Annotated in this window: 26 protein-coding genes; 18 read left to right on the plus strand and 8 right to left on the minus strand. The window is 64.0% G+C overall.

Annotated elements, in window-relative coordinates; genetic code table 11:
- Positions 1-50 precede the first annotated feature (50 nt).
- On the plus strand, positions 51-1,280 hold the full coding sequence (locus tag ACQY4V_RS17290) for a PP2C family protein-serine/threonine phosphatase (RefSeq protein WP_428517291.1): 1,230 nt from the start codon (positions 51-53) through the stop codon (positions 1,278-1,280).
- On the opposite strand, the gene ACQY4V_RS17295 is transcribed toward ACQY4V_RS17290, so the two are convergent.
- A complete protein-coding gene (locus ACQY4V_RS17295; RefSeq protein ID WP_428513801.1) occupies positions 1,255-1,695 on the minus strand; it encodes an NUDIX hydrolase in 441 nt (146 codons plus the stop codon). The genes ACQY4V_RS17290 and ACQY4V_RS17295 overlap by 26 nt on opposite strands.
- Before the next feature lie 93 nt (positions 1,696-1,788).
- Here ACQY4V_RS17295 and ACQY4V_RS17300 point away from each other — a divergent pair, with 93 nt between their 5' ends.
- The 6 genes from ACQY4V_RS17300 (at position 1,789) to ACQY4V_RS17325 (ending at position 8,362) form a co-directional block, all read left to right on the plus strand.
- The gene (locus ACQY4V_RS17300; RefSeq protein ID WP_428513803.1) at positions 1,789-2,781 is read left to right on the plus strand and encodes an Hsp33 family molecular chaperone HslO; all 993 of its coding nucleotides are present in this window, start codon (positions 1,789-1,791) and stop codon (positions 2,779-2,781) included.
- Positions 2,771-3,376 carry a CoA pyrophosphatase gene (locus tag ACQY4V_RS17305; protein WP_428513805.1) on the plus strand — a complete coding sequence of 202 codons (606 nt, stop codon included), beginning with the start codon at positions 2,771-2,773 and terminating at the stop codon, positions 3,374-3,376. Before ACQY4V_RS17300 ends, ACQY4V_RS17305 begins: the two co-directional genes overlap by 11 nt.
- On the plus strand, positions 3,373-4,530 hold the full coding sequence (locus ACQY4V_RS17310) for a CCA tRNA nucleotidyltransferase (RefSeq protein ID WP_428513807.1): 1,158 nt from the start codon (positions 3,373-3,375) through the stop codon (positions 4,528-4,530). Before ACQY4V_RS17305 ends, ACQY4V_RS17310 begins: the two co-directional genes overlap by 4 nt.
- A gap of 170 nt (positions 4,531-4,700) precedes the next feature.
- Positions 4,701-6,548 carry an ABC transporter ATP-binding protein gene (locus ACQY4V_RS17315; protein ID WP_428513809.1) on the plus strand — a complete coding sequence of 616 codons (1,848 nt, stop codon included), beginning with the start codon at positions 4,701-4,703 and terminating at the stop codon, positions 6,546-6,548.
- Positions 6,549-6,551: 3 nt separating this feature from the next.
- On the plus strand, positions 6,552-7,775 hold the full coding sequence (locus ACQY4V_RS17320; protein ID WP_428513811.1) for a class I SAM-dependent RNA methyltransferase: 1,224 nt from the start codon (positions 6,552-6,554) through the stop codon (positions 7,773-7,775).
- A gap of 77 nt (positions 7,776-7,852) precedes the next feature.
- Complete coding sequence (locus ACQY4V_RS17325) at positions 7,853-8,362, plus strand: L,D-transpeptidase family protein (RefSeq protein WP_428513813.1); 510 nt, start codon at positions 7,853-7,855, stop codon at positions 8,360-8,362.
- 9 nt (positions 8,363-8,371) lie between these two features.
- On the opposite strand, the gene ACQY4V_RS17330 is transcribed toward ACQY4V_RS17325, so the two are convergent.
- Positions 8,372-8,887, minus strand: coding sequence for a CAP domain-containing protein (locus ACQY4V_RS17330; RefSeq protein WP_428513815.1), 516 nt, complete (start codon positions 8,885-8,887; stop codon positions 8,372-8,374).
- 169 nt (positions 8,888-9,056) lie between these two features.
- Between ACQY4V_RS17330 and ACQY4V_RS17335 the strand changes: the two genes are divergently transcribed.
- Positions 9,057-9,647, plus strand: coding sequence for a L,D-transpeptidase (locus ACQY4V_RS17335; RefSeq protein ID WP_428513817.1), 591 nt, complete (start codon positions 9,057-9,059; stop codon positions 9,645-9,647).
- 248 nt (positions 9,648-9,895) lie between these two features.
- Here the strand turns inward: ACQY4V_RS17335 and hemH are convergent, their stop codons facing one another.
- The gene (gene hemH, locus ACQY4V_RS17340) at positions 9,896-10,957 is read right to left on the minus strand and encodes a ferrochelatase (RefSeq protein ID WP_428513819.1); all 1,062 of its coding nucleotides are present in this window, start codon (positions 10,955-10,957) and stop codon (positions 9,896-9,898) included.
- Between the two features lie 60 nt (positions 10,958-11,017).
- On the minus strand, positions 11,018-11,833 hold the full coding sequence (locus tag ACQY4V_RS17345; protein WP_428513821.1) for a methyltransferase domain-containing protein: 816 nt from the start codon (positions 11,831-11,833) through the stop codon (positions 11,018-11,020).
- A gap of 14 nt (positions 11,834-11,847) precedes the next feature.
- Here ACQY4V_RS17345 and ACQY4V_RS17350 point away from each other — a divergent pair, with 14 nt between their 5' ends.
- From ACQY4V_RS17350 to ACQY4V_RS17365, 4 genes are read left to right on the plus strand one after another with little or no spacing between them, the layout of a single operon-like run.
- Positions 11,848-12,579 (plus strand): double zinc ribbon domain-containing protein, encoded by a 732-nt coding sequence (locus ACQY4V_RS17350; protein WP_428513823.1) that lies wholly within the window; start codon positions 11,848-11,850, stop codon positions 12,577-12,579.
- Between the two features lie 35 nt (positions 12,580-12,614).
- The gene (gene grxC, locus ACQY4V_RS17355; protein ID WP_428513825.1) at positions 12,615-12,872 is read left to right on the plus strand and encodes a glutaredoxin 3; all 258 of its coding nucleotides are present in this window, start codon (positions 12,615-12,617) and stop codon (positions 12,870-12,872) included.
- A complete protein-coding gene (locus tag ACQY4V_RS17360; protein ID WP_428513827.1) occupies positions 12,869-13,699 on the plus strand; it encodes a carbon-nitrogen hydrolase family protein in 831 nt (276 codons plus the stop codon). Before grxC ends, ACQY4V_RS17360 begins: the two co-directional genes overlap by 4 nt.
- Entirely contained in the window at positions 13,696-14,145 is a 450-nt protein-coding gene (locus ACQY4V_RS17365) for a MarR family winged helix-turn-helix transcriptional regulator (RefSeq protein ID WP_222451765.1), read from the plus strand. Before ACQY4V_RS17360 ends, ACQY4V_RS17365 begins: the two co-directional genes overlap by 4 nt.
- An 8-nt stretch (positions 14,146-14,153) precedes the next feature.
- Here ACQY4V_RS17365 and ubiG read toward each other — a convergent pair whose 3' ends face one another.
- Positions 14,154-14,909, minus strand: coding sequence for a bifunctional 2-polyprenyl-6-hydroxyphenol methylase/3-demethylubiquinol 3-O-methyltransferase UbiG (ubiG, locus tag ACQY4V_RS17370; RefSeq protein ID WP_428513829.1), 756 nt, complete (start codon positions 14,907-14,909; stop codon positions 14,154-14,156).
- A gap of 36 nt (positions 14,910-14,945) precedes the next feature.
- Here ubiG and pip point away from each other — a divergent pair, with 36 nt between their 5' ends.
- The 6 genes from pip to infB all read left to right on the plus strand — a co-directional run bounded on the left by pip (position 14,946) and on the right by infB (position 22,281).
- The gene (gene pip, locus ACQY4V_RS17375; RefSeq protein ID WP_428513831.1) at positions 14,946-15,929 is read left to right on the plus strand and encodes a prolyl aminopeptidase; all 984 of its coding nucleotides are present in this window, start codon (positions 14,946-14,948) and stop codon (positions 15,927-15,929) included.
- A gap of 240 nt (positions 15,930-16,169) precedes the next feature.
- On the plus strand, positions 16,170-16,793 hold the full coding sequence (locus ACQY4V_RS17380; protein WP_428513833.1) for an NYN domain-containing protein: 624 nt from the start codon (positions 16,170-16,172) through the stop codon (positions 16,791-16,793).
- Positions 16,794-16,919: 126 nt separating this feature from the next.
- Positions 16,920-17,492, plus strand: a complete 573-nt coding sequence (gene rimP / locus ACQY4V_RS17385; protein ID WP_222451762.1) for a ribosome maturation factor RimP — start codon at positions 16,920-16,922, stop codon at positions 17,490-17,492.
- Between the two features lie 4 nt (positions 17,493-17,496).
- Positions 17,497-19,128 carry a transcription termination factor NusA gene (gene nusA, locus ACQY4V_RS17390; RefSeq protein WP_428513836.1) on the plus strand — a complete coding sequence of 544 codons (1,632 nt, stop codon included), beginning with the start codon at positions 17,497-17,499 and terminating at the stop codon, positions 19,126-19,128.
- Positions 19,129-19,153: 25 nt separating this feature from the next.
- Complete coding sequence (locus tag ACQY4V_RS17395) at positions 19,154-19,777, plus strand: RNA-binding protein (RefSeq protein WP_152494287.1); 624 nt, start codon at positions 19,154-19,156, stop codon at positions 19,775-19,777.
- A gap of 5 nt (positions 19,778-19,782) precedes the next feature.
- Positions 19,783-22,281 carry a translation initiation factor IF-2 gene (infB, locus tag ACQY4V_RS17400; protein WP_428513838.1) on the plus strand — a complete coding sequence of 833 codons (2,499 nt, stop codon included), beginning with the start codon at positions 19,783-19,785 and terminating at the stop codon, positions 22,279-22,281.
- 119 nt (positions 22,282-22,400) lie between these two features.
- Here the strand turns inward: infB and ACQY4V_RS17405 are convergent, their stop codons facing one another.
- Genes ACQY4V_RS17405 through ACQY4V_RS17415 form a run of 3 tightly spaced genes read right to left on the minus strand, consistent with a single transcriptional unit; the run spans position 22,401 to position 24,968 of the window.
- Complete coding sequence (locus ACQY4V_RS17405) at positions 22,401-22,799, minus strand: (deoxy)nucleoside triphosphate pyrophosphohydrolase (RefSeq protein WP_222451758.1); 399 nt, start codon at positions 22,797-22,799, stop codon at positions 22,401-22,403.
- Between the two features lie 55 nt (positions 22,800-22,854).
- Positions 22,855-24,084 carry a bifunctional glutamate N-acetyltransferase/amino-acid acetyltransferase ArgJ gene (gene argJ, locus ACQY4V_RS17410; protein ID WP_428513840.1) on the minus strand — a complete coding sequence of 410 codons (1,230 nt, stop codon included), beginning with the start codon at positions 24,082-24,084 and terminating at the stop codon, positions 22,855-22,857.
- A 2-nt stretch (positions 24,085-24,086) separates the two neighbouring features.
- Positions 24,087-24,968, minus strand: a complete 882-nt coding sequence (locus ACQY4V_RS17415; protein ID WP_428513842.1) for a peptidylprolyl isomerase — start codon at positions 24,966-24,968, stop codon at positions 24,087-24,089.
- Positions 24,969-25,005: the final 37 nt, after the last annotated feature.

Consider the following 25,005-nt stretch of genomic DNA (forward strand, 5'->3'; position numbering starts at 1 on the left):
GACCCGTGTCGGCCCACCCCCGCAAGGCGATTGACCCGCCGCCCGATCAGATGAGCATCCGCCGTGTGCTGGTTGTCGATGACAGCCGGTTGCAGCGGCGCATCATCCACGCGGCCCTGTCGCGGCTGGGGCTGGAGGTGGTCGAGGCGGGGTCGGGGACCGAGGCGCTGACGATCTGCGAGGCGGCGCCGCCGGACCTGGTGATCAGCGACTGGATGATGCCGGGGATGAACGGGCTGGAGCTGTGCCGCGCGTTCCGGGCGCTGCCGCGGGAGGATTACGGGTATTTCATCCTCGTGACCTCGAAGAGCGAGAAGGAGGAGGTGGCGCTGGGCCTTGATGCCGGAGCGGACGATTTCCTGACCAAGCCGATCAACCCGGGCGAGCTGCGGGCGCGGATCGCGGCGGGGGACCGGATCGTGCGGATGCAGCGGGAGCTGAGCGAGACAAACCGGCTGGTGCGCGAAACGCTGGCGGAATTGCAGGGGCTTTACGATTCGCTCGACAGTGACCTGATCGAGGCGAAGAAGCTGCAACAGTCCCTGATTCCCGAACGCTACCGCGAGTTTGGGCCGGCGCAGGTGTCGTTGCTGTTGCGCTCGGCTTCGCATGTGGGCGGCGACCTTGTGGGGGTCTTTCCGATCAGCGAAACGCGGATCGGTCTTTATGCGATCGACGTGTCGGGGCATGGCGTGAGTTCGGCCCTGATGACGGCGCGGCTGGCGGGGTATCTATCCGCCACCACGCCCGAGCAGAACGTGGCGCTGGTGCATGGCCCGGACGGGTTTCTGCCGCGGCCGCCGAACGAGGTGCTGGCGGACCTGAACCAGATGTTTCTGGGTGAAATAGAGACTGAGTTGTACTTCACCATGCTGCTGGTGGATGTCGATCTTGAAACCGGGCGTGTGACCATGGCGCAGGCGGGGCATCCGTGCCCGGCCATCCAGCGCGCCGACGGGCGGGTCGAGATAAACGGGCCGGGGGGCCTGCCCGTGGGGCTGATCGACGGCGCAACGTATGAGGCTTTCGACGTGCAGCTTTATCCCGGGGACCGGCTGTTGCTGCATTCGGACGGGGTGGATGAATGCGCGGACCGCGCGGGCAGGCTGTTGGGCGAGGACGGGGTGCGGCGTATCCTGCGCGAACTGCGCCAGACCGAGGGCATGGCGTTCCTGGAATCGGTGATCTGGAAACTGGCGGAGTATGCCGGGTGCGACGATTTCGACGACGACGTGTCGGCGGTGCTGCTGGAGTTCAGGCCAGTCGGAAAAGCGACCTGACGAAATGACGGTCGCCGGGATTGCCGACATGGCGCGCGGCGGTTTCGGGGTCGGCGAAAAAGGCGGTATGACCCGGTTCGGACGGTGCCGAGAGAGGCCGCACCGGGCGGGCATGGTAGATGATGCAGATCTTGTCGGCCCAGAGATCGTATTCCGGCATGTAGACGAAACGGCGGAACGACCCCAGCCGCCGGGGTGCGGCGATGCGCCAGCCGGTTTCCTCGAACACTTCGCGGTGCAGGGCCTGCAGGGGCGATTCGCCGGGGTCGATGCCGCCGCCGGGCAATTGCATCTCGGGTTTGGGCTCTTCCTGCCAGGTCAGCAGCAGTTTTCCGTTGTGCGGCAGGATGGCATAGGCGCCGGGGCGCGCGGTGTATCGGATGTCGGGCCTTGGCGGCTTGCCGAAGCGTCGCATGGCGGACCCCCCCTTGGAGTATGCCTTGTTGCGCATATATAGTCGCGATATGCCAAGAACGGGCGCCCAAGAAAACCCCCTTAAGGATACGCGATGACACTCGGCCAGAAGATCGCCTGGGACGATACCGTCCTGCCATTTCAATTGGACCAATCGGACGTGCGCGGCCGCGTGGTGCGGCTGGACGGCGTGTTGGACGGCGTGCTGAAACAGCATGATTACCCCGCGCCGGTGGAGGCGCTGATCGCCGAGATGGCGCTGATGACTGCGCTGATCGGCCAGACGATCAAGCTGCGCTGGAAGCTGTCGTTGCAGGTGCAGGCGAACGGGCCGGTGCGGATGATCGCGACGGATTACTTCGCCCCGTCCGAGGATGGCGAACCCGCGAAGATCCGCGCCTATGCCAGTTTCGACCCGGAGCAGATCACCGATGCGCCGCCGTTCGACCAGATCGGCGAAGGGTATTTCGCGGTGATTCTGGACCAGGGCAAGGATACCGCGCCCTACCAGGGGATCACACCGATTGCGGGCACGCGGCTGAGCGATTGCGCCGAAGCCTATTTCGCGCAGTCCGAGCAATTGCCGACGCGGTTTGCGCTGAGCTATGGCCGTTCGACCGAGGGCGACGGGCGCGAGCACTGGCGCGCGGGCGGCGTGATGATCCAGATGATGCCCAAGGCCTCGCCCTTTGCCAGCGGCGGCGGAAGTGGCGAAGACGGATTGCTGTCGGCCTCGGACATACTGGACGAGGATGGCGAGGAAAACTGGAACCGCGTGAACACCCTGCTGGACACGGTCGAGGACCTGGAGCTGATCGGGCCGTCGGTGTCGTCGACCGACCTGCTGGTGCGTCTGTTTCACGAAGAAACCCCGCGCGTCTTTGACGTTCAGCCGGTGCGCTTCGGCTGTACCTGTTCCGAGGAGCGGTTGCGCAACAGCCTGTCGATCTATTCGGCCAAGGATATCGGGCACATGACCACCGACGAGGGCACGGTCACCGCCGACTGCCAGTTCTGCGGGGCGCATTACACGCTCGACCCGGCGACGCTGGGATTCGAGGCCGAGGCGAAGGGCGATGACGAGTGACCTGATTGCGACCCTACGCGGCGCGTTGCAGGGCGACATGGCGCCGTCCTCGGATTACGATCTGAACCCGGATGTGGTGCTGCCGGAGGGGCGCAAGCTGCGACCTGCCGGGGTGTTGGTGCCGATCGAGGTGACCGAAGGGAGCGCGCGGCTGTGGCTGACCAAACGGTCCTCGGCCTTGCAGCATCATCCGGGGCAGGTGGCCTTTCCCGGTGGCAAGCAGGAGGACGGCGACGCCCATATAGTGGCGGCCGCCCTGCGCGAGGCGCATGAGGAGATCGGGTTGGACCCGGACAAGGTGGAGGTCCTGGGCACGTTGCCGCCGCACGAGACGGTGACGAGTTTTCACGTGACGCCGGTGATCGGTATGATTTCCGGGCTGTTTTCGCCGGTGCCCGAGGCGGGCGAAGTTGAAGAAGTGTTCTCGGTTCCGCTGGAGCACGTGTTGGAATTGGGCCGGTTCAGGGTCGAATCCCGGCGCTGGCGCGGGACGCGGAGGCATTACTTTGCGGTGCCCTATGGCCCCTATTACATCTGGGGCGCGACCGCGCGGATGTTGCGCGCGATGGCCGAGGCTGTACGCTTGGGCGCATGACCCTGACAGGTGACTGGATCGACGCGGAGGAGACGCAGGCCGTGTGCCGGATGCTGGAGGCAGCCGGGCATCGCGGCCTGTTGGTCGGCGGCTGCGTGCGCAACGCGCTAATGGGCGTGGCGGTGAACGACATCGACATCAGCACGGATGCGCGGCCCGACGCGGTTGTCGCGCTGGCAGAGGCGGCGGGGATGAAGCCGGTGCCCACGGGGATCGAGCATGGCACGGTGACGGTCGTTTGCCGGGGCGTGCCGTTCGAGATAACCACCTTTCGCAAGGACGTGGAGACGGACGGGCGGCGCGCCGTGGTCGCTTTTGCCGACGATGTGGAAAGCGACGCGCGACGGCGGGATTTCACGGTGAACGCGCTGTATGCGACGCGAAAGGGCGACGTGATCGACCCGCTTGGCGGGTTGCCGGATATCGCGGCGCGGCGCATCCGGTTCATCGACGATGCCGAGACGCGGATCCGGGAAGATTACCTGCGCATCCTGCGGTTCTTTCGGTTTCACGCGGCCTATGGGGACCCTGCGGGGGGTCTGGACCCGGACGGGCTGGCGGCCTGCGCGGCGCTGGCGGACGGGATCGACGGGCTGTCGAAAGAGCGGATCGGGGCGGAGATGGGCAAGCTGCTGGCCGCGCGCGACCCTGCGCTGTCGGTCGCGGCGATGCGGCAGTCGGGCGTTCTGGCGCATGTCCTGCCCGGGGCCGACGACCGGGCGCTGGCGCCGCTGGTGCATCTGGAAGAGATGCACGGGTTTGACGCGGACGCGATGCGGCGGCTGGCAGCGCTGGGCGGCGACAATCCGGCCGACGCGCTGCGCCTGAGCCGGAAGGATGCGCGGCGGCTGGAGAATCTGCGCAACGAGGCCGCGGGCCCGCAGCCGCCCGAGGCGCTGGGGTATCACCACGGGATCGGGATGGCGCGGGACCTCGTGCTGTTGCGCGCCGCGCTGTTCGAGCTGCCGGTTCCGCGTCACGCGTTTGCCGCCGCAGAGCTGGGGGCGAACGCGGTGTTTCCTATCAACGCGCAGGACCTGATGCCGGCGCTGGAAGGTCCGGCATTGGGCACAGCGTTGAAAGAACTGGAGGATGCGTGGATCGCGTCGGGGTTTGCGCTCGACCGGCAGGCGCTGCTGAAACTGGCGACATGAAAGGGTCATTTGACTTTGCGGCCCTTTGGCGGCATCTTGCCCGCACCACATGGAGGTTGAGACATGCTTATCGGGGACTTTGAACGCTCATAAGCGCCGGATCGCGGAAGTGATCCCGTGCGCGGCGTCGCGCCCCTTTGTCATGTCTATTCCTTCGCGGAGTCCCCTCCATGTTCAAGTTTTTCGAAAACCTCGTTGATCCTTATGTGCCGTATGAAGAGTCGGACACGCCGCCGACGCGGCTGTGGCCCTTCATGCGGCTGTACATGGTGCCGTTTCGCCGGGTTTTCTGGATGGCCGGGATCATGTCGGTCGTCGTGGCCGCGATCGAGATCTGGCTGATCTACTACATGGGGCGGATCGTCGACATCCTGGCGGGGGACCCGATGGAGGTCTGGCGGGATTACGGCACCGAGATCATCGTGGTGGCGGTGTTCATCTTGGCTGTACGCCCCGCGATACAGGCGTTCGACGTGCTGCTGCTGAACAACACGATCCTGCCGAATTTCGGAACGTTGATCCGCTGGCGGGCGCATAAGCATGTGCTGCGCCAGTCGGTGGGCTGGTTCGAGAACGACTTTGCCGGGCGGATCGCCAACCGGATCATGCAGACCCCGCCGGCGGCGGGCGAGGCGGTGTTCCAGGCGTTCGACGCCATCGCGTTTTCCATCGCCTATATCATCGGGGCGGGCATATTGCTGAGCGATTCCGATCCGCGGCTGATGCTGCCGCTGTTGGGCTGGCTGGCGCTGTATGGATTTCTGGTGCACTGGACGGTGAAGCGGGTGCAGCCGGCCTCCAAGGCGGCGTCGGACGCGCGCAGCCTTGTGACGGGGCGCGTGGTTGATGCCTATACCAACATTCATTCCGTGAAGCTGTTCGCGCATAACACGCGCGAGGTGGAATACGCCAAGGAGGCCATCGAACACGCGCGGCAGACGTTCCAGAACGAGATGCGGATCTATTCGGTGATGGACGTGGTGCTGACGCTGCTAAATGGCCTCTTGATCGTGGCCGTTGTCGGCTGGGCGTTCTGGCTGTGGATGCAGGGGCAGGCGAGTGTCGGCGTGGTGGCTGCGGCGACGGCGCTGACCCTGCGGCTGAACGCGATGACCGGGTGGATCATGTGGGCGCTGACCTCGTTCTTTCGGCAGCTGGGTGTCGTGGCGGAGGGGATGGAGACCATTGCCCAGCCGATCACGCTGGTGGATTCCAATCGCGCGACGCCGCTGGACATGCAGGAGGGCCGGATCGAGCTGCGCGAGCTGTCGCATCATTTCGGGCGCGAGAGTGGCGGGCTGGACCGGATTTCCCTGAACATCCGGCCGGGTGAAAAAATAGGGTTGGTTGGCCGGTCCGGGGCCGGGAAATCGACCCTGGTCAAGCTGCTTTTGCGGTTCTACGACGCGGAAAGAGGGCAGATCCTGATCGATGGGCAGGATATCTCCCAAGTGACGCAGGACAGTCTGCGCGACCGGATCGGGATGGTGCAGCAGGACAGCTCTTTGCTGCATCGCTCGGTGCGGGACAATATCCTTTATGGCAAGCCCGAGGCGAGCGAGGCGCAGATGCTGGAGGCGGCGAAGAAGGCCGAGGCGCACGAGTTCATCCTCGACCTGGAGGACCCGCAGGGACGCAAGGGCTATGACGCGCATGTGGGCGAACGCGGCGTGAAGCTGTCGGGCGGCCAGCGGCAGCGGATCACGCTGGCGCGGGTGATCCTGAAGGACGCGCCGATCCTTCTGCTGGACGAGGCGACGAGCGCGCTGGACAGCGAGGTGGAGGCGGCGATTCAGGAAACGCTCTATGGCATGATGGAGGGCAAGACGGTGATCGCTATTGCCCACCGGCTGTCGACGATTGCGCAGATGGACCGCATCATCGTGCTGGATCACGGTCGGATCGTCGAAGAGGGCGGGCATGCCGAACTGCTGGCGCAGGGCGGACTTTACGCCCGGTTCTGGAGCCGCCAGTCGGGCGGGTTCATCAATGCCGACGAGGACGAGGCGGCGGAGTAGGCTATGGCCGAGTTTGTGATCGAACGTCTTGGGCATCTTGGTGACGGGATCGCCGAGGGGCCGGTCTATGTGCCCGGCGCCCTGCCCGGCGAGCGGGTGACCGGAACGCTGGAGGGCAACGTGCTGCGCGATGTTAAGATCGTGGAGCCCGCCGCGACGCGGGTGAAGGCGCCTTGTCGGCATTACAAATCCTGCGGCGGGTGCCAGTTGCAGCACGCCGATGACGGGTTTCTGGCCGACTGGAAGACCGGGATCGTGCGCGAGGCGCTGGCGGGCCAGGGGATCGAGACCGAGATGCGCGAGATCGCCGTATCGCCGGCCAACGCGCGGCGCAGGGCCGGGTTTTCGGCGCGGCGCACCAAAAAGGGTGCGACGGCGGGGTTTCACGCCAAAGGGTCGGACGTGATCGTGGAATTGAGTGAGTGCCAGGTGGTGGTGCCGGAATTGCTGGAGGGCGCCCGCGTGGCGCAGGCGCTGGCCCGGATCGGCACCAGCCGGAAAGGCGAGTTGAGCGTCGCGGTCACGTTGTCCGAGGTGGGGCTGGACGTGCGCGTGGAGGGGGGCAAGCCACTGGATGGGCCCCTGCGGATCGCGCTGGCGCAACTGGCCGAGAGCGAAGCCCTGGCGCGGCTGACATGGGATGAAGAGACCGTGGTCACGCGGCGACCGCCGATGCAGGACTTCGACGGGATCGCCGTGACGCCGCCGCCGGGGGCGTTCCTGCAGGCAACCAAGGAGTCCGAGCGCCTGTTGCAGAACGAGGTTGCGGCGATTTTGGCCGGAACAGAGCCTGTCATCGACCTGTTCGCGGGATGCGGCACCTTTGCCCTGCCGCTGGCGCGCGAGCGGGCGGTGCATGCGGTGGAAGGCAGCGCGGGGATGACGCGGGCGCTGGACGAGGGATGGCGGCACAGCGCGCGGTTGAAGAAAGTGACGGTCGAGGTGCGGGACCTGTTTCGCCAGCCCGTCATGGCCGAGGACCTGAAACGGTTCGGCGGCGCGGTGATCGACCCTCCGCGCGCCGGCGCCGAGGCGCAATGCCGCGAACTGGCCGAAGCGCAGGTGCCCGTGATCGCCTACGTGTCCTGCAACCCGGTGACATTCGCGCGCGATGCGAAGATCCTGACCGATGCGGGCTACGTGGTGGAGTGGGTGCGTCCGGTCGACCAGTTTCGCTGGTCGGTGCATGTCGAGCTGGTTGCCGCAATCCGCCGCAAAACAGGCTGATTGCACAAATTTGAAATGACGCGGCGGTCCTGACTGTGTAAAATGCGGCCAGAGACAGGCAACAGGTTAATCGAGCAATGAATCGCAGAAATTTCATGCTTCTGTCGGTCGCCAGCGCATTTCTGGCGGCCTGTGGATCGAAGTTCAAATCCTATAACGGACCGGAAGTGACGCAGGTTCTGATCAGCAAGAGCCGGCGGCGGATGTATCTTTTCCACCACGACAAGGTGCTGAAGGCCTATGACGTCGACCTGGGCTTTACCGCCGCGGGGCACAAGCAGTTCGAGGGCGATGGCAAGACGCCGGAAGGCGATTATTTCATCGACCGGCGCAATCCGAACAGTTCGTTCCACCTGTCGCTGGGGATTTCGTACCCCAACGAGGCGGACCGTGCGTTTGCCAAGGCGCAGGGGAAGAGACCCGGAGGGGACATTTTTATCCACGGCGAGCCCAACGATCTGGGCTGGATTCGGAAGCGGCGTTTGGGCCGGGACTGGACTGCCGGGTGCATTTCCGTCCGGAACAAGGAAATGGAAAAGATCTATGCGATGGTGCGCAACGGCACCCCGATCCGCATCACGCCGTGAAGGATGGGCTTACTTGCCCATCACCAGCGTCCACCAGATCTTGCCGTTGCGTTCCTGTTCCCAGGAAAAGCCCATTTGCCGGGCGTCGGGCGCCATGATGACCTGCTTGGTCGACGGCTCGTCCATCCAGGCGGTCAGGGTTTCCAGCTCGGTCTCGTAGGTTTCCGAGATATTCTCGCCGACCAGATCGCCGCTGTAGCCGACGCGGCGGACACGGTCGATCGGCGAGGAGCCGTCGGAGCCGAAATGCCAGGGGCGGTTCTGCACCGACATGTCGCGCGAATGGGTGGCGGCGGCCGCGTTGAGCTGTGCGTTGAGCTGAACGGCGGGGCGCCCGGCGGCCTGGCGCAGGGCGTTGACGGCGTCGAGCATCCGGTACTGGATTTCGGCGGTCTGGCCCGGGCGGATGCGGTAGACCTGCGGCAGCGGCTCGCCGTTGGGGCCGACAGTTGATTGCGGCGGCGGCGCGGCACAGGCCGACAAGAGCACAAGTGCGGAAACCAGAAGGCCAAAAATACGCGTCATCAGTCTCTACCACCCAGAAGTTCGTTCGACTCGCCTCTTAGCGCGGCTTGAGGGGTCTTTCAAACCCACAACCACGTCAGGTGCGCGAATGTGACCGGTTTGATTTGCGACTGAGGCATTCGCGCCATATGCTGCGATCAGTTCCAAAGCAGACAGTTGGAAGACAGACATGTCCCTATATCCCAAAAACACATTCAGCCGGCGCGCTTTCCTGGCCGGCACCGCCGTTTCTCTGGGCGCGCCGGCGCTGGCGCAGACCGGCACCACCGAGATGGAGAACGAAATTACCCAGACGGTGCGGCGCAATATTTCGAGCTTTCGCGCCGCGGACTGGCGGCCGCATTTCAGCAGTCTGAGGAATGGTGCGATCCTGGTCGATATTTCGTCCCGCGCGCTGCATTTCTGGGACGAGGACGGGCAGACGAAGTTCCTGTTTCCGTCAAGCATCCCGATGTCGGAGGAATTGACGCGGCGGGGCCGAACCCGGGTGGTGCGCAAGGTGGAAGGGCCGGATTGGCGTCCGACGCCTTCGATGTTGAAGCGGAACCCCAACTGGCCGTCCTATGTGCCGCCGGGGCCGGACAACCCGCTGGGCACGCACGCGCTGTACCTCGGCTGGACCTATTACAGGATCCACGGCACGCATGACACGCGCAAGATCGGGCGGCGGTCGTCGAACGGGTGTATCGGGCTTTACAACGAGCATATCGCGCAGTTGTTCGCCCGGGCCAAGGTGGGCACGCAGGTTCTGGTAATCTGACGCGGATTGCGCTGGAATAGAGACGAATGTGTGCAGCGTTCCGGCGCTGCCTTTTCTTTTTGTTTGGAGCGCCAAGCCGCTTCGCGCGGAGTCAAGGCCGAAGGCCGCCGCGCATCGACGGGCCGCCCCCTCGGCCCGGCGATTTGGCAAAGCCTGGTGCGCCGCTCGACGGTCTTTCGGATTGGCAGGAATAAAGTGCTTCTGAATGACTGTCTGATCGCCGCGCCGCGGCCCGTCGACGCGCGGCTTTAGTCAAGCCAGCCCTTGAGGTTGTCTTCGATCACCGTGCTCAGCGCCTTGATATGGGCGTCGCTGTCGTTGAGGCAGGGGATATAGAGGAACTCCTCGCCGCCGGCCTCCTCGAAGCTTTCCTTGATCTCTTCGTTGATCTCTTCGAGCGTCTCGATGCAGTCGGCGGAAAAGGCGGGCGCGATGACGGCGATGTTCTTTTTGCCGTCCTCGGCCAGCTTGGCGACATGTTCGACCGTGTAGGGCCGCAGCCATTCTTCGGGGCCGAAGACCGACTGGAACGTGGTGGTGATCTGGGTGTCGTCCCAGCCCAGACGTTCCCGCAGGAGGCGCGTCGTTTTCTGGCACTGGCAGTGGTAGGGGTCGCCCTGTTTCAGGTAGCGCTGCGGCATTCCGTGATAGGAGACAACAAGGATCTCGGGCTTCTTGTCAGTCTCTGCATAGGCCTTTTCGACCGATTGGGCCAACGCCTCGATATAGAGCGGATGCTCGAAATAGGGCTCGACCACGCGGGCGATGGGCTGCCAGGTTTCGTCCATCAGGGCGCGGAAGAATTGGTCGTTCGCGGTGGCCGAGGTGGCGCCGGCGTAATGCGGGTAAAGCGGGAAGAAGAGGATCCGGGTGCAGCCGGCCTCGACCAGCTTGCGGACCTTGGACTTGGTCGAGGGGTTGCCGTAGCGCATACAGAAATCGACCATGACGTTGTCGCCGTAACGCGCCTTGAGCGCCTCGGACAGCTTGGTCGTCTGGTCGCGGGTGATGGTCATCAGGGGGCTTTCGCCCTTGTCCTCGTTCCAGATGGATTTGTAGGCCTCACCGCTGGTGAAGGGGCGTTTCGACAGGATCACCAGTTGCAGCAGCGGCTGCCAGAGCCAGGGCGAATAGTCGATAACGCGGCGGTCCGACAGGAACTCGTTCAGGTAGCGCCGCATGGACCAGTAGCCGTAATCGTCGGGCGTGCCGAGATTGGCGATCAGCACGCCTGTCTTGGGTTCCGGGATGGCCGGATGGTCGGCCGGGGCATGGACAGGACAGGTCTTGTTCTTGGCGGCGTCAAACATGGGCGGGCGTCTTTTCTGGTCGGATGGGATCACGGACACATAAAGGATTGCGGTCGGTCGTCAATCTTTGAGCGGGGTCTCGGAAGTGCCGAGCACGTCGGCGAGACGTGTTGTCGCGCTTCCGGGGCGGAGGGGCTGGGGCTGATCCGAGGAGGGGGCCCAGCCGGTAAGAGTGATCAGCTCGAACGTGGCGAGGATGCGACCGTCGGTCGTGCCGAAATTGCTGGCATAGAGTTCGGCGGCGCGCAGGAGCACGTCGCGGCGGCTGAAATTGCGCGGCCGGGCGTCGAGCGCGTTGGCCTCGCCCATGGCGCGCAGGTCATGCATGAGCGCCACTAGGCTTTCGTAGCTGGCCTCGAGCGGCAGCGTGTCGGCCACCGGGAGGGCGAAGCCGGCGCGTTGTAGAAGCGCGCCGAGGTCGCGGATATCGCCCATGGGAAGGACCCGGGGTGAGAGGCCGCCGCGCAGGTCGGATTCGGCTTGGGCGAGGACGGAGCGCAGCTGATGCAGAGTCTGGCCGCCGAAGAAGACCGCGATGAAGAGGCCATCCGGGCGCAGGGCGCGGCGGCACTGGATCATCTGGCCAACCGGGTCGTCCGCCCAGTGCAGGGACATGGCGTGCAGGATCAGGTCACGCGATTCAGGCTCTAACGCAAGGGTTTCGGCGTCTTCGACGATCTGCGCGTCGGGGAAGGCGGCCGTCCACGGGTCGGGCAGGCCGGTGACGATGCTCGCATCTGTAAAGGATTTGTTAACGAAACTGAGCCGATCCTTGACCTCGTCGATCGCGGTCTCGTGCAGAAACAGCGCGGGGGCTCGGCTGGCACGGTTGCGGTTGCGCTGGAGCGCGCGGCGATCGGTGAGGGTTCTGGTCATGGTGGCTAAATAGAGTGGCTTTCGAGGCAATTCAAACGGCGCTTCGCGTGGTCTATCCGCCGCGCTGCACGTTGTGCGGCGGGCTGGTGGAGAGCGAGTTCGGGCTGTGCGGGCCGTGTTGGCGGTATACGCCGGTGCTGGCCGGGCTGGTCTGTGACCTGTGTGGGTGTCCCCTTCCCGGCGAAGAGACGGATGGGGAAGCGCGGTGTGACGATTGCCTGCGCGTGGCGCGGCCCTGGCAGAAAGGGCGCGCGGCGCTGATCTACAAGGACAATGCGCGCAGGCTGGTGCTGGCCCTGAAACACGGCGACCGGCATGACGTGGTGCCGCTGGCGGCGACGTGGATGAAACGGGCGGCCGCCCCACTGTTGGTGCCGGAGTGCCTGTTCGTCCCGGTGCCGTTGCATTGGACCCGCCTGTTGAAGCGGCGGTTCAACCAGTCGGCCCTGCTGGCGCAGGCGGTGGCGAAGGAGGTGGGTGCGGCGTGGTGCCCCGACGTGCTGGAACGCGTGCGGCGCACGCCGTCGCTGGACGGGATGGGCATGGAGGCCCGGTTCGCGACGCTGGACGCGGCCATAGGCGTGCGGCAGGGGCGGCGGGTCAGGATTCTGGGGCGCGTCGTGATATTGGTGGATGACGTGATGACCTCGGGCGCGACGCTTGCGGCCTGCGCGGGCGCCTTGCTCGCGGGGGGCGCGGCGGAGGTCAGGACACTGACACTGGCGCGCGTGGTCAAGGATGCTTAAGTAGGGGCCAACCACGGAAAGGATTGGACCCTGTCATGAGACCCGTTGAAATCTACACCTCGCAGCTTTGCGGCTTTTGCCACGCGGCCAAGCGGCTGCTGTCGCAGAAGGGCGTGGACTATACCGAGATCGACGTGGGGCGGGAGCCGGAGAAGCGGGCCGAAATGACGCAGCGTGCGAATGGCGGGCGCACGGTGCCGCAGATCTTTGTCGGCGATGTGCATGTTGGGGGCTGTGACGAGCTTTTTGCGATGGACCGGGCGGGCAAGCTGGATGCGCTGCTGAAGGCATGAAAACGGCCCTGATACAGCTGAACGCGTCGGATAGCCCGGACGAGAACCTGCCGGTAACGCAAGGTTTTATCGATGAGGCGGCGGCGGGAGGCGCGGGGTTCGTGCTGACGCCGGAGGTGACGAATTGCCTGTCGGCCAGCCGGACCCGCCAGAAGGAAGTGCTGCGCCACCAAGGCGACGACGCGACGCTGGCCGGTCTGCGGCAGCAGGCGGAGCGGTTGGGGATCTGGGTGCTGATCGGGTCGATCGCGGTCAAGACGGATGATGCGGACGGACGGTTTGCCAACCGGTCTTTCCTGATCGATCCCAAGGGCGGGATCGCGGCGTGGTATGACAAGATTCACATGTTCGACGTGAAAGTGTCCGAGACGGAGCAATACCGGGAATCGGCCGGCTATCGCCCAGGTGATCGAGGTGTGACGGCGGAGACGCCGTTCGGCACGGTCGGGCTGACAGTGTGTTATGATCTGCGGTTTCCCAAGCTTTACCGTCGCTTGGCGCAGGCCGGGGCGGAGATCCTGACGGTGCCGTCGGCCTTTGCCGTGCCCACGGGCGAGGCGCATTGGGAAACGCTGCTGCGGGCGCGGGCGATCGAAACCGGGTGTTACGTTCTGGCCCCTGCACAGACGGGGCAACATTCGGCCACGCGGGGCAAGGAACGCCGCACTTATGGGCATTCGCTGGCCGTGGGGCCGTGGGGTGACGTATTGGCAGATGCCGGAACGGGCCCCGGTGTGGTATTCGTGGACGTGAACCGGGACGAGGTGACCCAGGCACGGGCGCGGATACCGGCGGTAAACAGTGAGGTCGACATCACTTGGTCGTGACAACGGATAACACGCTGCATTCGATTGCCGTTTCGCTGTTCAGCGAGGTTCTGGCGAACGAGCAGCTGATCCGGAGCCGGCTGAGCCGGGTGCTGCCGAAAGGCATGGAGATCTCGCATTTCTCGGTGCTGAATCACCTGGCGCGGGCCAATGGTGAACGGAGCCCGGCGCAGCTGGCCAAGAGCTTTCACGTGACGCGCGGGGCGATGACCAACACGCTGAGCAAGCTGGAATGGGCGGGCTACGTGCATATCCGGCCCGACTGGGACGACGCGCGGCGCAAGATGGTGTCGATAAGTCCCGCCGGGACGCGGGCGCGGGACGCGGCGATTTCCGCGATCATGCCGTTGATTACCGAGGTGGTGAGCGAGTTGGGCGAGACCAACGTGCGGGCCACCCTGCCCGTTTTGCGCGAGATGCGGGCGAAGCTGTCGGACGAGAGTTAGGCTCTAACTCAGGGTTTCAGGCTGGTCGTGACGTAGTTCACGGCCAGGTCGCGATCCGATAGGGACCACGTCCAGCTGATGGGGTTGAAGACGAAGCCCTTGCGGTCGACCGGGTCGAGGCCGGCGTCGCGTAGAAGGCCGTAGAGCTCTTCCGGGGTGATGAACTTGTTCCAGTCATGGGTGCCTTTCGGCAGCCAGCGCATGATGAATTCCGCGCCGACGATGGCGGCGGCAAAGCTCTTGGCGGTGCGGTTGAGGGTGGAGCAGAAATGCAGGCCGCCCGGTTTGAGCAAGCGTTGGCAGGCGGTCAGATAGGTGGCGGGGTCGGCCACGTGCTCGACCACTTCCATGTTCAGGACAATGTCGAACTGCTCGCCCGCTGCGGCGAGCGCCTCGGCGGTGGTGTTGCGGTAGTCGATGTCGAGGCCGGATTGCGCGGCGTGGACCTGCGCGACGGGAATGTTGCCCGCCGCAGCATCAGCGCCGACGACCGTTGCGCCAAGCCGGGCCATCGGTTCGGCCAGCAAGCCGCCGCCGCAGCCGATATCGAGAAGGCGTAGGCCGGTGAAGGGTTTGGGCGTTTTCAGGTCGCGGTCGAATTCCGCGGCGATCTGCGACGTGATATAGTCCAGACGGCAGGGATTGAGCATGTGCAGCGGCTTGAACTTGCCGTTCGGGTCCCACCATTCGGCGGCCATCGCCTCAAATTTTGCGACTTCTTCGGCGTCGATCGTGGTCGAGTTGGGTTGCATTCCGCGTTCCATGTACTCAATGTCCTAGACGGTCTATATAGGACATTCATGGACAAGTTTTCGAGCCAAAAGAGCGCAGTGCAATTCCTGTATCCGTCGATCGAGCCGTTCGACCGGCGGATGATGGACGTGGGTGACGGGCATACCATTTATGTCGAACAATCGGGCAACCCCGAGGGCACGCCCGTTGTGGTGCTGCATGGCGGCCCCGGTGGTGGGTGCAGCCCGGCAATGCGGCGGTATTTCGATCCGAACCATTACCGGATCGTGCTGTTCGATCAGCGCGGCTGTGGCCGGTCGAAGCCCCATGCGAGCGTCGAGGATAATACGACCTGGCATCTGGTGGCGGATATCGAGCGGATCCGCGACGCGCTGGGCATCGACACCTGGATCGTCTTCGGCGGAAGCTGGGGCGCGACGCTGGCGCTGATCTACGCGCAGAACCATCCCGGGGCGGTGGCGCACCTGGTGTTGCGGGGCGTCTTTACCATGACGCAGCGGGAGCTGGACTGGTTCTATGGCGGCGGCGCCGGGCGGTTCTGGCCCGAGACCTGGGCGAAGTTCCGGTCGCTGATCCCCGAGGACGAACAGGCCGACATGATCGGGGCCTACAACAAGCGGCTGTTTTCCGGCGACCGGGCCGAGGAAGTGCGGTTCGCCAAGGCGTGGAGCGCGTGGGAGAATGCGCTGGCCACGGTCAATTCCAGCGGTCAGAGCGGGGACAGCCCGGCGGATTATGCCCGCGCGTTCGCACGGCTGGAGAACCATTATTTCCTGCATAACGGCTTCCTGGGGCAGGACGGTTACATCTACGAAAACATGGACAAGCTGGCGGAGACGCCCGGCGTCATCGTGCAGGGGCGGTACGACATGATCTGCCCGCCCGAGGCGGCGCATCGGCTGGCGGGGCTGTGGCCCAAGGGCGAGTTGCGGATCATTCCCGTGGCGGGGCACGCCCTGTCGGAGCCGGGGATCAGTGCTGAGTTGGTGAAGATCATGGACCGGATGGTGACCGGGCGGTTAGCGCCCTGAGTGGATTAGATGCGTTACGGGGGAGGCTGGCGAGAGGCGTGAGCATATCTGGTTGGATTTAACCACCGGCAAGCAATATATAGATTTTGCTTGACTCCGAAGCTCAATTGAGTCCGTCGCTATTGAATCGCTTATTAGCCGATGTTATATACGTTGCATACCGGCTAGCGGGTGACTGCTAGTTCGAGAGCCGTTCGTGGGGAAACTTGCGACGGCTCTCGCTGTTTTAGGGAGTATCAATTGAAAGTTGGAGTATTTGTTGACGGGTTCAATCTTTATTATCGAGGTCTAAAACGAACTAAATTTAAGTGGCTAGATCTTCAAAAGCTTAGCTGCGAGCTTCTCAGTGAAGATGACAGTATAGAGTTCATTAGATATTTTACTGCTGCGGTAAGTCCGCGTGCTGGAGATGCTGGGGCACCTGAAAGGCAAGACACTTACCTCCGAGCACTTAGAACGATTCCGAACCTCACGATTCACAACGGGCGCTTCCTACCTAAAACAAAGAAAAGACCGCTTGTAGAAGATCCTGAGACATACGTCGAAATTCACGATACGGAAGAAAAGGGCTCAGATGTGAATCTTGCGTCGCACCTACTAAATGATGCTTTCCGAAATCGTTTTGAAGCAGCGTTAATTGTTTCTCAAGATACTGACTTGTGTGAACCGTTGCGCATGGTGAAGCATGATTTGAAGAAAACCGTCGGTATTGCTTGGCTCGATAGCAGCAATCCTGGCAAGCGCCACAAAAAAGTTTCAGATTTTATTCGCCATGCAAACTCTTCAATTCTGGGGCGATCACAGTTTTCAAACCCAGTAATTGGAAAGGGTGGTATGAAGATCTTAAAGCCAGAAGGTTGGTAAGACTTGCAGACTCACACTTTGAGTCGTATATGCCCTTTCAACAGCGGCGCGCTGGGGTCCACACCCGGCGCTCCACCGGGAAAGATCAACGGGCCGCGCGCCCGTTTTTTTGTGTTCGAAGGACCCATGAGCAACGACCTGATTGCAAAATCGTCGATGGATCGGCGGATCGCCGAGATCATTACCCCTGTCATCGAGGACATGGGGTTCGAGCTGGTGCGCGTGCGTCTGATGGGTGGCAAGACCGCCACGTTGCAGATCATGGCGGAGCGGCCAGAAGGCGGGATCGAGGTGGATGAATGCGCCGAGATTTCCACCGCCGTCAGCGCCGTGCTGGACGTGGAGGACCCGATCGTCGATCAGTACACGCTGGAAGTGTCCAGCCCCGGCATCGATCGTCCGCTGACCCGGCTGAAGGATTTCGACGAGTTCGAGGGCTACGAAGCCAAGCTGGAGACCCACGAGCTGATCGACGGGCGCAAGCGGTTCAAGGGTGTTCTGACCGGGACCGAGGGCGGCGAGGTGCTGATCAACGTCGAGGAAGGCACGATCGGGCTGCATTTCGACTGGCTGGCGGATGCCAAGCTGGTGCTGACCGATGAACTGATCAAGGACATGCTGAAGGCACGCAAGGAAGCGGGCGTTCTGAACGAAGACAATTTTGACGACATAGAGACTGACTCGTCCGAGGAGACCTGAGACAATGGCTATTACCTCTGCCAACCAGCTTGAGCTTTTGCAGACCGCCGAGGCGGTGGCGCGGGAGAAGATGATCGACCCCGGCCTTGTGATCGAGGCGATGGAAGAGAGCCTCTCGCGCGCGGCCAAGAGCCGGTACGGCGCCGAGATGGACATTCGCGTCAGCATCGACCGCAAGACCGGCAAGGCGACCTTTACCCGCGTGCGCACGGTGGTCGAGGACGAGGAGCTGGAGAATTACCAGGCGGAGTTCACGGTCGAGCAGGCCAAGCAATACCTGGATGACCCCAAGGTCGGTGACACCTTCGTCGAGGAAGTGCCCCCCGTGGACATGGGCCGGATCGCCGCACAAAGCGCCAAGCAGGTGATCCTGCAGAAGGTGCGCGAGGCCGAGCGCGACCGCCAGTACGAGGAGTTCAAGGACCGGGCCGGCACGATCATCAACGGCGTGGTCAAGCGCGAGGAATACGGCAACGTCATCGTCGACGTCGGTGCGGGCGAAGCTATTCTGCGTAGAAACGAGAAGATCGGGCGCGAAAGCTATCGCCCGAACGACCGGATCCGCTGTTACATCAAGGACGTGCGCCGCGAGGCGCGTGGGCCGCAGATCTTCCTGAGCCGCACCGCGCCCGAGTTCATGGCGGAACTGTTCAAGATGGAAGTGCCGGAGATCTATGACGGCATCATCGAGATCAAGGCCGTGGCTCGTGATCCGGGAAGCCGCGCCAAGATCGCCGTGATTTCCTATGACAACTCGATCGACCCGGTCGGCGCCTGCGTGGGTATGCGCGGCAGCCGTGTGCAGGCCGTGGTGAACGAGTTGCAGGGCGAGAAGATCGATATCATCCCGTGGAACGAGGACCAGCCGACCTTTCTGGTGAACGCGCTGCAGCCCGCCGAGGTGAGCAAGGTGGTTCTGGACGAGGAAGCCGAGCGCATCGAGGTCGTGGTGCCCGAGGACCAGCTTTCGCTGGCGATTGGCCGTCGCGGTCAGAACGTGCGGCTGGCCAGCCAGCTGACCAACCTCGATATCGACATCATGACCGAGGCCGAGGACAGCGAGCGCCGTCAGAAGGAATTCGAGGAGCGCACGAAGCTGTTCATGGACACGCTCGACCTGGACGAGTTCTTTGCCCAGCTGCTGGTGTCGGAAGGCTTCACCAACCTCGACGAGGTCGCCTATGTCGAGATCGACGAATTGCTGGTGATCGACGGCGTGGACGAGGACACCGCCAACGAATTGCAGGCCCGGGCGCGCGACGTTCTGGAGGCGCAGGCCAAGGAAGCGCTGGAAAAAGCCCGCGCGCTGGGCGTCGAGGACAGCCTTATTGAATTCGAGGGCCTGACACCCCAGATGGTACAGGCACTGGCCGAGGATGGCGTGAAAACGCTGGAAGATTTCGCCACCTGCGCCGACTGGGAACTGGCGGGCGGCTGGACCACCGTGGACGGCGAGCGCGTCAAGGACGATGGCGTTCTGGAACCTTTCGAAGTGTCGCTGGAAGAGGCGCAGGACCTGGTGATGACCGCGCGGGTCATGCTGGGCTGGGTCGATCCGTCTGATCTTGAGCCCGACGCTGACCCCGAAGAGGGCGAAGAGTCCGAGGGCGGCACCGCAGAGGAGGCCGAGGCCTGATGCGTCAGGCCTCGTAGGCGTTGATATGGGGCGCGGTGGGCAGCCCAAGGACCGGACGAATGGTCCCGAGCGCAAGTGCATTGCCACGGGCGAGGTGCGTCCGAAGCATGGACTGATACGGTTCGCCATAAGTCCGGAGGGGCAGGTTGTGCCGGACATCCTGGAGAAACTGCCGGGCCGGGGCATCTGGGTGAGTTCCACGCGGCAAGCGCTGGAAACGGCCGTGAAGAAGGGTCTGTTCTCGCGCAGCGCCAAGCAGAGCGTCACGGTACCCGACGGACTGGTCGAGCAGGTCGAGGCGATGCTGGCGCGACGGGTGGTGGAGCTGCTGAGCCTGGCGCGGAAAGGCGGGCAGGCGGTGGCGGGATACGAGAAGGTCAAGGACTGGCTGGCCAAGGAAGAGGCCGAGGTTCTGATCCAGGCCAGCGACGGCTCGGCGCGCGGGAAGACGAAACTGAGCACGCCCTATGGCGGCAGCTGGATCGGCTGGATCACCGCCGATGAGCTGGGCCAGGCATTCGGGCGTGAAACAAGCATCCATGCCGCACTCGCGGCTGGCGGTTTGTGCGAACGTGTTGTAGAGGAGGCGGCAAGACTCAAGGGCTTGCGCGTCACGGACGGGGACCGACCCCGCCGGAAAGGAAGTTGAGATAGATGAGCGACAACGACGGAAAGAAAACTCTGGGTGTACGTGGTGGCGGTCCTCGGTCGGGGAACGTGAAGCAGAGCTTCAGCCATGGCCGCACCAAGAACGTCGTGGTGGAAACCAAGCGCAAGCGGATCGTGAAACCGAAACCCGGGGCCGCGGCGCCTGCGCCGGGTGGCGCCAAGCCGGGTGCAGCCGGAGCAGGATCGAAACGCCCGGCGGGGATCTCCGACGAGGAGATGGAACGCCGGATGAGGGCGCTTGCCGCCGCGAAGGAACGCGAGTCGGAGGAAGCCGCGCAGCGTGAGGCCGAAGAGCGTGAGCGCGAGGAAGAGAAGATGCGCCGCCGCGAGGAGGCCGAGGCCAAGGAGCGCGAACAGCGCGAGGCCGAGGAACGCGCCAAGGCGAAGGCCGACGAGGAAGAACGCAAGAAGCGCGAAGAAGCGGACGCCGCCAAGCAGGCTGCAGCCGCTGCCGCCGCGCCGCCGGCCGAAGATCAGCAGACCCGCCCGACCAAGCAGGCGCCCCGCAGCAAGGCGCCCGAGCGCGATCAGCGTGGCGACGATGGCCGTGGCAAGGGCAAGGGCCGTGGCGACGATGGTGGCCGTCGGGCCGGCAAGCTGACGCTGAACCAGGCTCTGTCAGGTGGCGAAGGCGGCCGGCAGAAATCCATGGCGGCGATGAAGCGCAAGCAGGAGCGTGCGCGGCAAAAGGCCATGGGCGGCGCGCAGGAGCGTGAAAAGGTCGTGCGCGACGTGCAGGTGCCCGAGGCGATCGTGGTCAGCGAGCTGGCCAACCGAATGGCCGAGCGCGTGGGCGACGTGGTGAAGGCGCTGATGAACAACGGCATGATGGTCACCCAGAACCAGTCGATCGACGCCGATACGGCCGAGCTGATCGTCGAGGAGTTTGGCCACCGTATCGTCCGGGTCAGTGATTCGGACGTCGAGGACGTCATTGATTCGGTCGACGACAAGGAAGCCGATCTGATGCCGCGTCCGCCGGTGATTACCATCATGGGTCACGTGGACCACGGCAAGACATCGCTGCTGGACGCGATTCGCGACGCCAAGGTGGTGGCCGGCGAGGCCGGGGGAATCACCCAGCATATCGGCGCCTACCAGGTGACGACCGACAGCGGTGCCGTGCTCAGCTTCCTCGATACGCCGGGTCACGCCGCGTTCACCAGCATGCGGGCCCGTGGCGCGCAGGTGACGGATATCGTGGTTCTGGTGGTGGCTGCCGACGATTCGGTGATGCCGCAGACGATCGAGGCGATCAACCACGCCAAGGCCGCCAAGGTGCCGATGATCGTGGCGATCAACAAGTGCGACAAGCCCGAGGCAAACCCCGACAAGGTACGCACCGAGCTGTTGCAGCACGAGGTAATCGTCGAGGCGATGTCGGGCGACGTGCAGGATGTCGAGGTGTCGGCCCAGACGGGTCAGGGCCTGGATGAACTGCTGGAAGCCATCGCGCTGCAATCCGAGATCCTGGAGCTGAAAGCGAACCCGGATCGCGCCGCCGAAGGTGCGGTGATCGAGGCGCAGCTGGATGTGGGTCGTGGCCCCGTGGCGACGGTTCTGGTGCAGCGCGGCACGCTGAAACAGGGCGATATCTTCGTCGTGGGCGAGCAGTACGGCAAGGTCCGTGCGCTGATCAACGACCGTGGCGAGCGCGTACAGGAAGCCGGACCCTCGGTGCCTGTCGAGGTTCTTGGCCTCAATGGCACGCCCGAGGCGGGCGACGTGTTGAACGTGGTCAAATCCGAAGGTCAGGCGCGCGAGATTGCCGAGTACCGCGAGAAGGCGGCGAAGGAGAAACGCGCGGCGGCAGGCGCCGGCACGACGCTGGAACAGCTTCTGGCGCAGGCCAAGGAGAACGAGAACGTCAAGGAATTGCCGATCCTGGTGAAGGCCGACGTGCAGGGCTCTGCCGAGGCGATCGTCCAGGCGATGGAGAAGATCGGCAACGACGAGGTGCGCGTGCGCGTGCTGCACTCGGGCGTGGGCGCGATCACCGAGTCCGATATCGGCCTGGCCGAAGCGTCGGGTGCGCCTGTGATCGGCTTCAACGTGCGGGCCAACGCGCCGGCGCGGAACAGTGCCAACCAGAAGGGTGTCGAGATCCGCTATTACAGCGTGATCTATGACCTCGTGGATGACGTGAAGGCGGCCGCGAGCGGTCTGCTGGGTGCCGAAATCCGCGAGAACTTCATCGGCTATGCCGAGATCCGGGAGGTCTTCAAGGTCACCGGGGTCGGCAAGGTTGCGGGCTGTCTGGTGACCGAGGGTATCGCCCGCCGGTCGGCCGGTGTGCGCCTGCTGCGCGACGACGTGGTGATCCACGAGGGCACGCTGAAGACGCTGAAGCGCTTCAAGGACGAAGTGTCGGAGGTTCAGTCGGGCCAAGAATGCGGCATGGCGTTCGAGAAATACGAGGACATCCGCGAAGGCGACGTCATCGAGATCTTTGAGCGCGAGGAAGTCGAGCGGAACCTCGACTGAGCCGTGTCAGAGACTGTTTTCGGGAAAGGGCGGCCTTTTGGGTCGCCCTTTTTCATGTGCTGGACCCAAGTCTTTTCTGAAAAGACTTGGCAAAAGCTTTCTGAAAGCTTTTGCGGCGTTCAGAGCCAGTCGCGGAGGATCGGGATGAGCGGCACGTCCGCGGGGGGCATGGGATAGTCGCGCAGCGCGTTGGGGCGGACCCATTTCAGGGTCTGGTTCTCGCGCGATCGGGGGGTGCCGTCCCACTTGCGGCAGGCAAAGAGCGGCATCAGCAGGTGGAAGTCGTCATAGCTGTGACTGGCGAAGGTCAGCGGCGCGAGGCAGCTTTCCCAGGTGTTGATGCCAAGCTCTTCTTCCAACTCGCGGATGAGCGCGACCTCGGGGGTCTCGCCGGGTTCGACCTTGCCGCCGGGAAATTCCCAGAGGCCGGCCATGGACTTTCCCTCGGGGCGTTGCGCCAGAAGGATGCGACCATCGACGTCGATCAGGGCGACGGCGGAGACCAGAACAGTTTTCATTGCCGCAATCCCGGACGGAAAACCGGAGGCCACTTTTCCTGTGATTGCTTAGGTTTCATGATCTGTAGTCGGCGTTAATCGAGATATAGCCGTGGGTCAGGTCGCAGGTCCAGACATGGGCGGTCCCGCCGCCCAGACCGAGATCGACATGGATCGTGATCTCCTGGTTCTTCATGTGGGCGGCGCCGTCCTCTTCGCGATAATCGGGACTAACCCAGCCTTTTTCGGCCACCAGAGTGTCGCCGAACCAGATCGAGAGCGTGTCCCGGTCGGCCGGCGCGCCGGATTTTCCGATGGCCATGACGATGCGGCCCCAGTTGGGGTCTTCGCCGGCGATGGCGGTTTTTACCAGCGGCGAGTTGGCGATGGCGAGGCCGTGGGTCTTGGCGTCATTGTCGCTGGACGCGCCGGTGACGGAGATGGTGACGAACTTCGTCGCGCCTTCGCCGTCGCGGACAACCTGGTGGGCAAGGTCGAGCATGACGCCGCGCAACGCCTCCATGAAGCCGACGCTTTGGTCGGTGACGCGCACGCCCGAGGCGCCGGTGGCGGCGACCAGCAGCGTGTCGGAGGTTGAGGTGTCGCTGTCGACGGTGATGCAGTTGAAGGTCTTTTCGTTCAGGGCCGAGACCATCTGTTGCAGGTGTTCGCGGTCGATGGCGGCGTCGGTGAAGATGTAGACGAGCATCGTGGCCATGTCGGGCGCGATCATGCCCGAGCCCTTGGCGATGCCGGCGATGCGCACCTCCTGGCCGTCGATCGTGATCGTGGCGGCGGCGCCCTTGGCAAACGTGTCGGTGGTCATGATCGCGCGGGCGGCGTCCTCGATCCCGTCGGGAGACAGCTTGCCCGCGAGTTCGGACAGCTTCGCGGTGATGCGCTCGTGCTTGAGGGGTTCGCCGATGACGCCGGTCGACGCGCTGAAAATACGCGATTCCGGCAGGGATAGGGTCTGTGCGACGGCGTTCGTGACCGCCTTGACCGATGTGACGCCGTTGCGCCCGGTAAAGGCGTTGGAATTGCCCGAGTTGACGATGATCGCCGCGCCTTCCGCGGACTGGAACCCGATCTTTTCCTGGCAGTCGAGCACGGCGGCGGAGCGCGTTGCGGATCGGGTAAAGACCCCCGCCATGACCGAGCCGGGTGCGAGCCGCGCCAGCATCACGTCCTTGCGGCCGGCATAGCGCACGCCGGCCTCGACACTGGCGAACTCTACCCCGCCGATGGCGGGAAGCTCCGGAAAGGCGGCAGGCGCCAGTGGCGAAACGGCGAGGGTCTTGGCCATTGTCAGTTCTCCAGGAGGTCGAGATTGGTGATCACGTTCGGGTCGATCCCTTCAAGGTCGACCTGGTCGATCTCGGCGTCGGATTTCAGGCCTTCGATGAAGGATTCGAGCGCGCCTTGCTGAAGCTGCGAGGCCAGTTCCTCGCGCACGGTGTCAAGCGCGGGGCGTTCCTTGTTGCGGGTTTCGGCCAGGGTGATCACGTGCCAGCCGAACTGGGTTTCGACGGGGTCCGAGACCTCGCCCGGTTCGAGCGCCGCCACGGCATCGAAGAACGGCGCGACCATGTCGGCGGCACCGAACCAGCCGAGATCGCCGCCGGAGGCGCCCGACGGACCGACGGATTTCTCGCGGGCGAGCGCGGCGAAATCGGCGTCGCCTTCGAGGGCGGTCACCAGTTCCTGCGCTTCTTCCTCGGTTTCGACGAGGATGTGCGAGGCGCGATACTCGGTTTCCTGGACATCGGCGGGGTATTGTTCCTCGTAGGCCGCCTGCAGGTCCTCTTCGGACGGGGCCTGTTGCATCACGCCGGCCATCACCTCGCCGGCGATGATGGCGCGCTCTTCGTTCTCGATCGAGACGCGGCTGCGCAGCGACGGCTCGCCGTCGAGAGACTGTTTCAGGAGCGTGTGCTGGATCAGCTGATCGACGATGCCCTGCAACAGCAGGTTGGGCGGAAACTGGTCGTATTGCTGCGGCAAGGTGGCGCGGAGCGCGATGACATGCGCCAGCGTGATCTCGGTGCCGTTGACGGTGGCGACAACCTGCGACGGGTCGGCGGCGGGCGCATCAGTCTCTGTTTCAGCCGTATCCTGCGCCCAGGCGCCCTGCGCCAGCATCGCGGCGGTACAGGTGGCGGCGAGGATCGACTTGATCGGATGTGACATGGGAAACCCTTTACTTTCTCGCGCCGGAACGTGACGC

It is taken from the genome of Roseovarius sp. (assembly GCF_965277045.1).
Classification (GTDB): Bacteria; Pseudomonadota; Alphaproteobacteria; order Rhodobacterales; family Rhodobacteraceae; genus Roseovarius.

What these genes read in the sequence shown, in the direction of transcription:
- ACQY4V_RS17315 (WP_428513809.1), top strand. Translation starts at nt 4,701, where the DNA reads ATGTTCAAGTTTTTCGAAAACCTCGTTGATCCTTATGTGCCGTATGAA.
- ACQY4V_RS17325 (WP_428513813.1), top strand. Translation starts at nt 7,853, where the DNA reads ATGAATCGCAGAAATTTCATGCTTCTGTCGGTCGCCAGCGCATTTCTG.
- ACQY4V_RS17405 (WP_222451758.1), bottom strand. Translation starts at nt 22,799, where the DNA reads ATGAAAACTGTTCTGGTCTCCGCCGTCGCCCTGATCGACGTCGATGGT.
- argJ (WP_428513840.1), bottom strand. Translation starts at nt 24,084, where the DNA reads ATGGCCAAGACCCTCGCCGTTTCGCCACTGGCGCCTGCCGCCTTTCCG.
- grxC (WP_428513825.1), top strand. Translation starts at nt 12,615, where the DNA reads ATGAGACCCGTTGAAATCTACACCTCGCAGCTTTGCGGCTTTTGCCAC.
- nusA (WP_428513836.1), top strand. Translation starts at nt 17,497, where the DNA reads ATGGCTATTACCTCTGCCAACCAGCTTGAGCTTTTGCAGACCGCCGAG.
- ACQY4V_RS17415 (WP_428513842.1), bottom strand. Translation starts at nt 24,968, where the DNA reads ATGTCACATCCGATCAAGTCGATCCTCGCCGCCACCTGTACCGCCGCG.
- rimP (WP_222451762.1), top strand. Translation starts at nt 16,920, where the DNA reads ATGAGCAACGACCTGATTGCAAAATCGTCGATGGATCGGCGGATCGCC.
- ubiG (WP_428513829.1), bottom strand. Translation starts at nt 14,909, where the DNA reads ATGGAACGCGGAATGCAACCCAACTCGACCACGATCGACGCCGAAGAA.
- ACQY4V_RS17320 (WP_428513811.1), top strand. Translation starts at nt 6,552, where the DNA reads ATGGCCGAGTTTGTGATCGAACGTCTTGGGCATCTTGGTGACGGGATC.
- pip (WP_428513831.1), top strand. Translation starts at nt 14,946, where the DNA reads ATGGACAAGTTTTCGAGCCAAAAGAGCGCAGTGCAATTCCTGTATCCG.
- ACQY4V_RS17395 (WP_152494287.1), top strand. Translation starts at nt 19,154, where the DNA reads ATGGGGCGCGGTGGGCAGCCCAAGGACCGGACGAATGGTCCCGAGCGC.
- ACQY4V_RS17360 (WP_428513827.1), top strand. Translation starts at nt 12,869, where the DNA reads ATGAAAACGGCCCTGATACAGCTGAACGCGTCGGATAGCCCGGACGAG.
- infB (WP_428513838.1), top strand. Translation starts at nt 19,783, where the DNA reads ATGAGCGACAACGACGGAAAGAAAACTCTGGGTGTACGTGGTGGCGGT.
- ACQY4V_RS17345 (WP_428513821.1), bottom strand. Translation starts at nt 11,833, where the DNA reads ATGACCAGAACCCTCACCGATCGCCGCGCGCTCCAGCGCAACCGCAAC.
- ACQY4V_RS17290 (WP_428517291.1), top strand. Translation starts at nt 51, where the DNA reads ATGAGCATCCGCCGTGTGCTGGTTGTCGATGACAGCCGGTTGCAGCGG.
- ACQY4V_RS17305 (WP_428513805.1), top strand. Translation starts at nt 2,771, where the DNA reads ATGACGAGTGACCTGATTGCGACCCTACGCGGCGCGTTGCAGGGCGAC.
- ACQY4V_RS17335 (WP_428513817.1), top strand. Translation starts at nt 9,057, where the DNA reads ATGTCCCTATATCCCAAAAACACATTCAGCCGGCGCGCTTTCCTGGCC.
- ACQY4V_RS17330 (WP_428513815.1), bottom strand. Translation starts at nt 8,887, where the DNA reads ATGACGCGTATTTTTGGCCTTCTGGTTTCCGCACTTGTGCTCTTGTCG.
- ACQY4V_RS17295 (WP_428513801.1), bottom strand. Translation starts at nt 1,695, where the DNA reads ATGCGACGCTTCGGCAAGCCGCCAAGGCCCGACATCCGATACACCGCG.
- ACQY4V_RS17310 (WP_428513807.1), top strand. Translation starts at nt 3,373, where the DNA reads ATGACCCTGACAGGTGACTGGATCGACGCGGAGGAGACGCAGGCCGTG.
- ACQY4V_RS17300 (WP_428513803.1), top strand. Translation starts at nt 1,789, where the DNA reads ATGACACTCGGCCAGAAGATCGCCTGGGACGATACCGTCCTGCCATTT.
- hemH (WP_428513819.1), bottom strand. Translation starts at nt 10,957, where the DNA reads ATGTTTGACGCCGCCAAGAACAAGACCTGTCCTGTCCATGCCCCGGCC.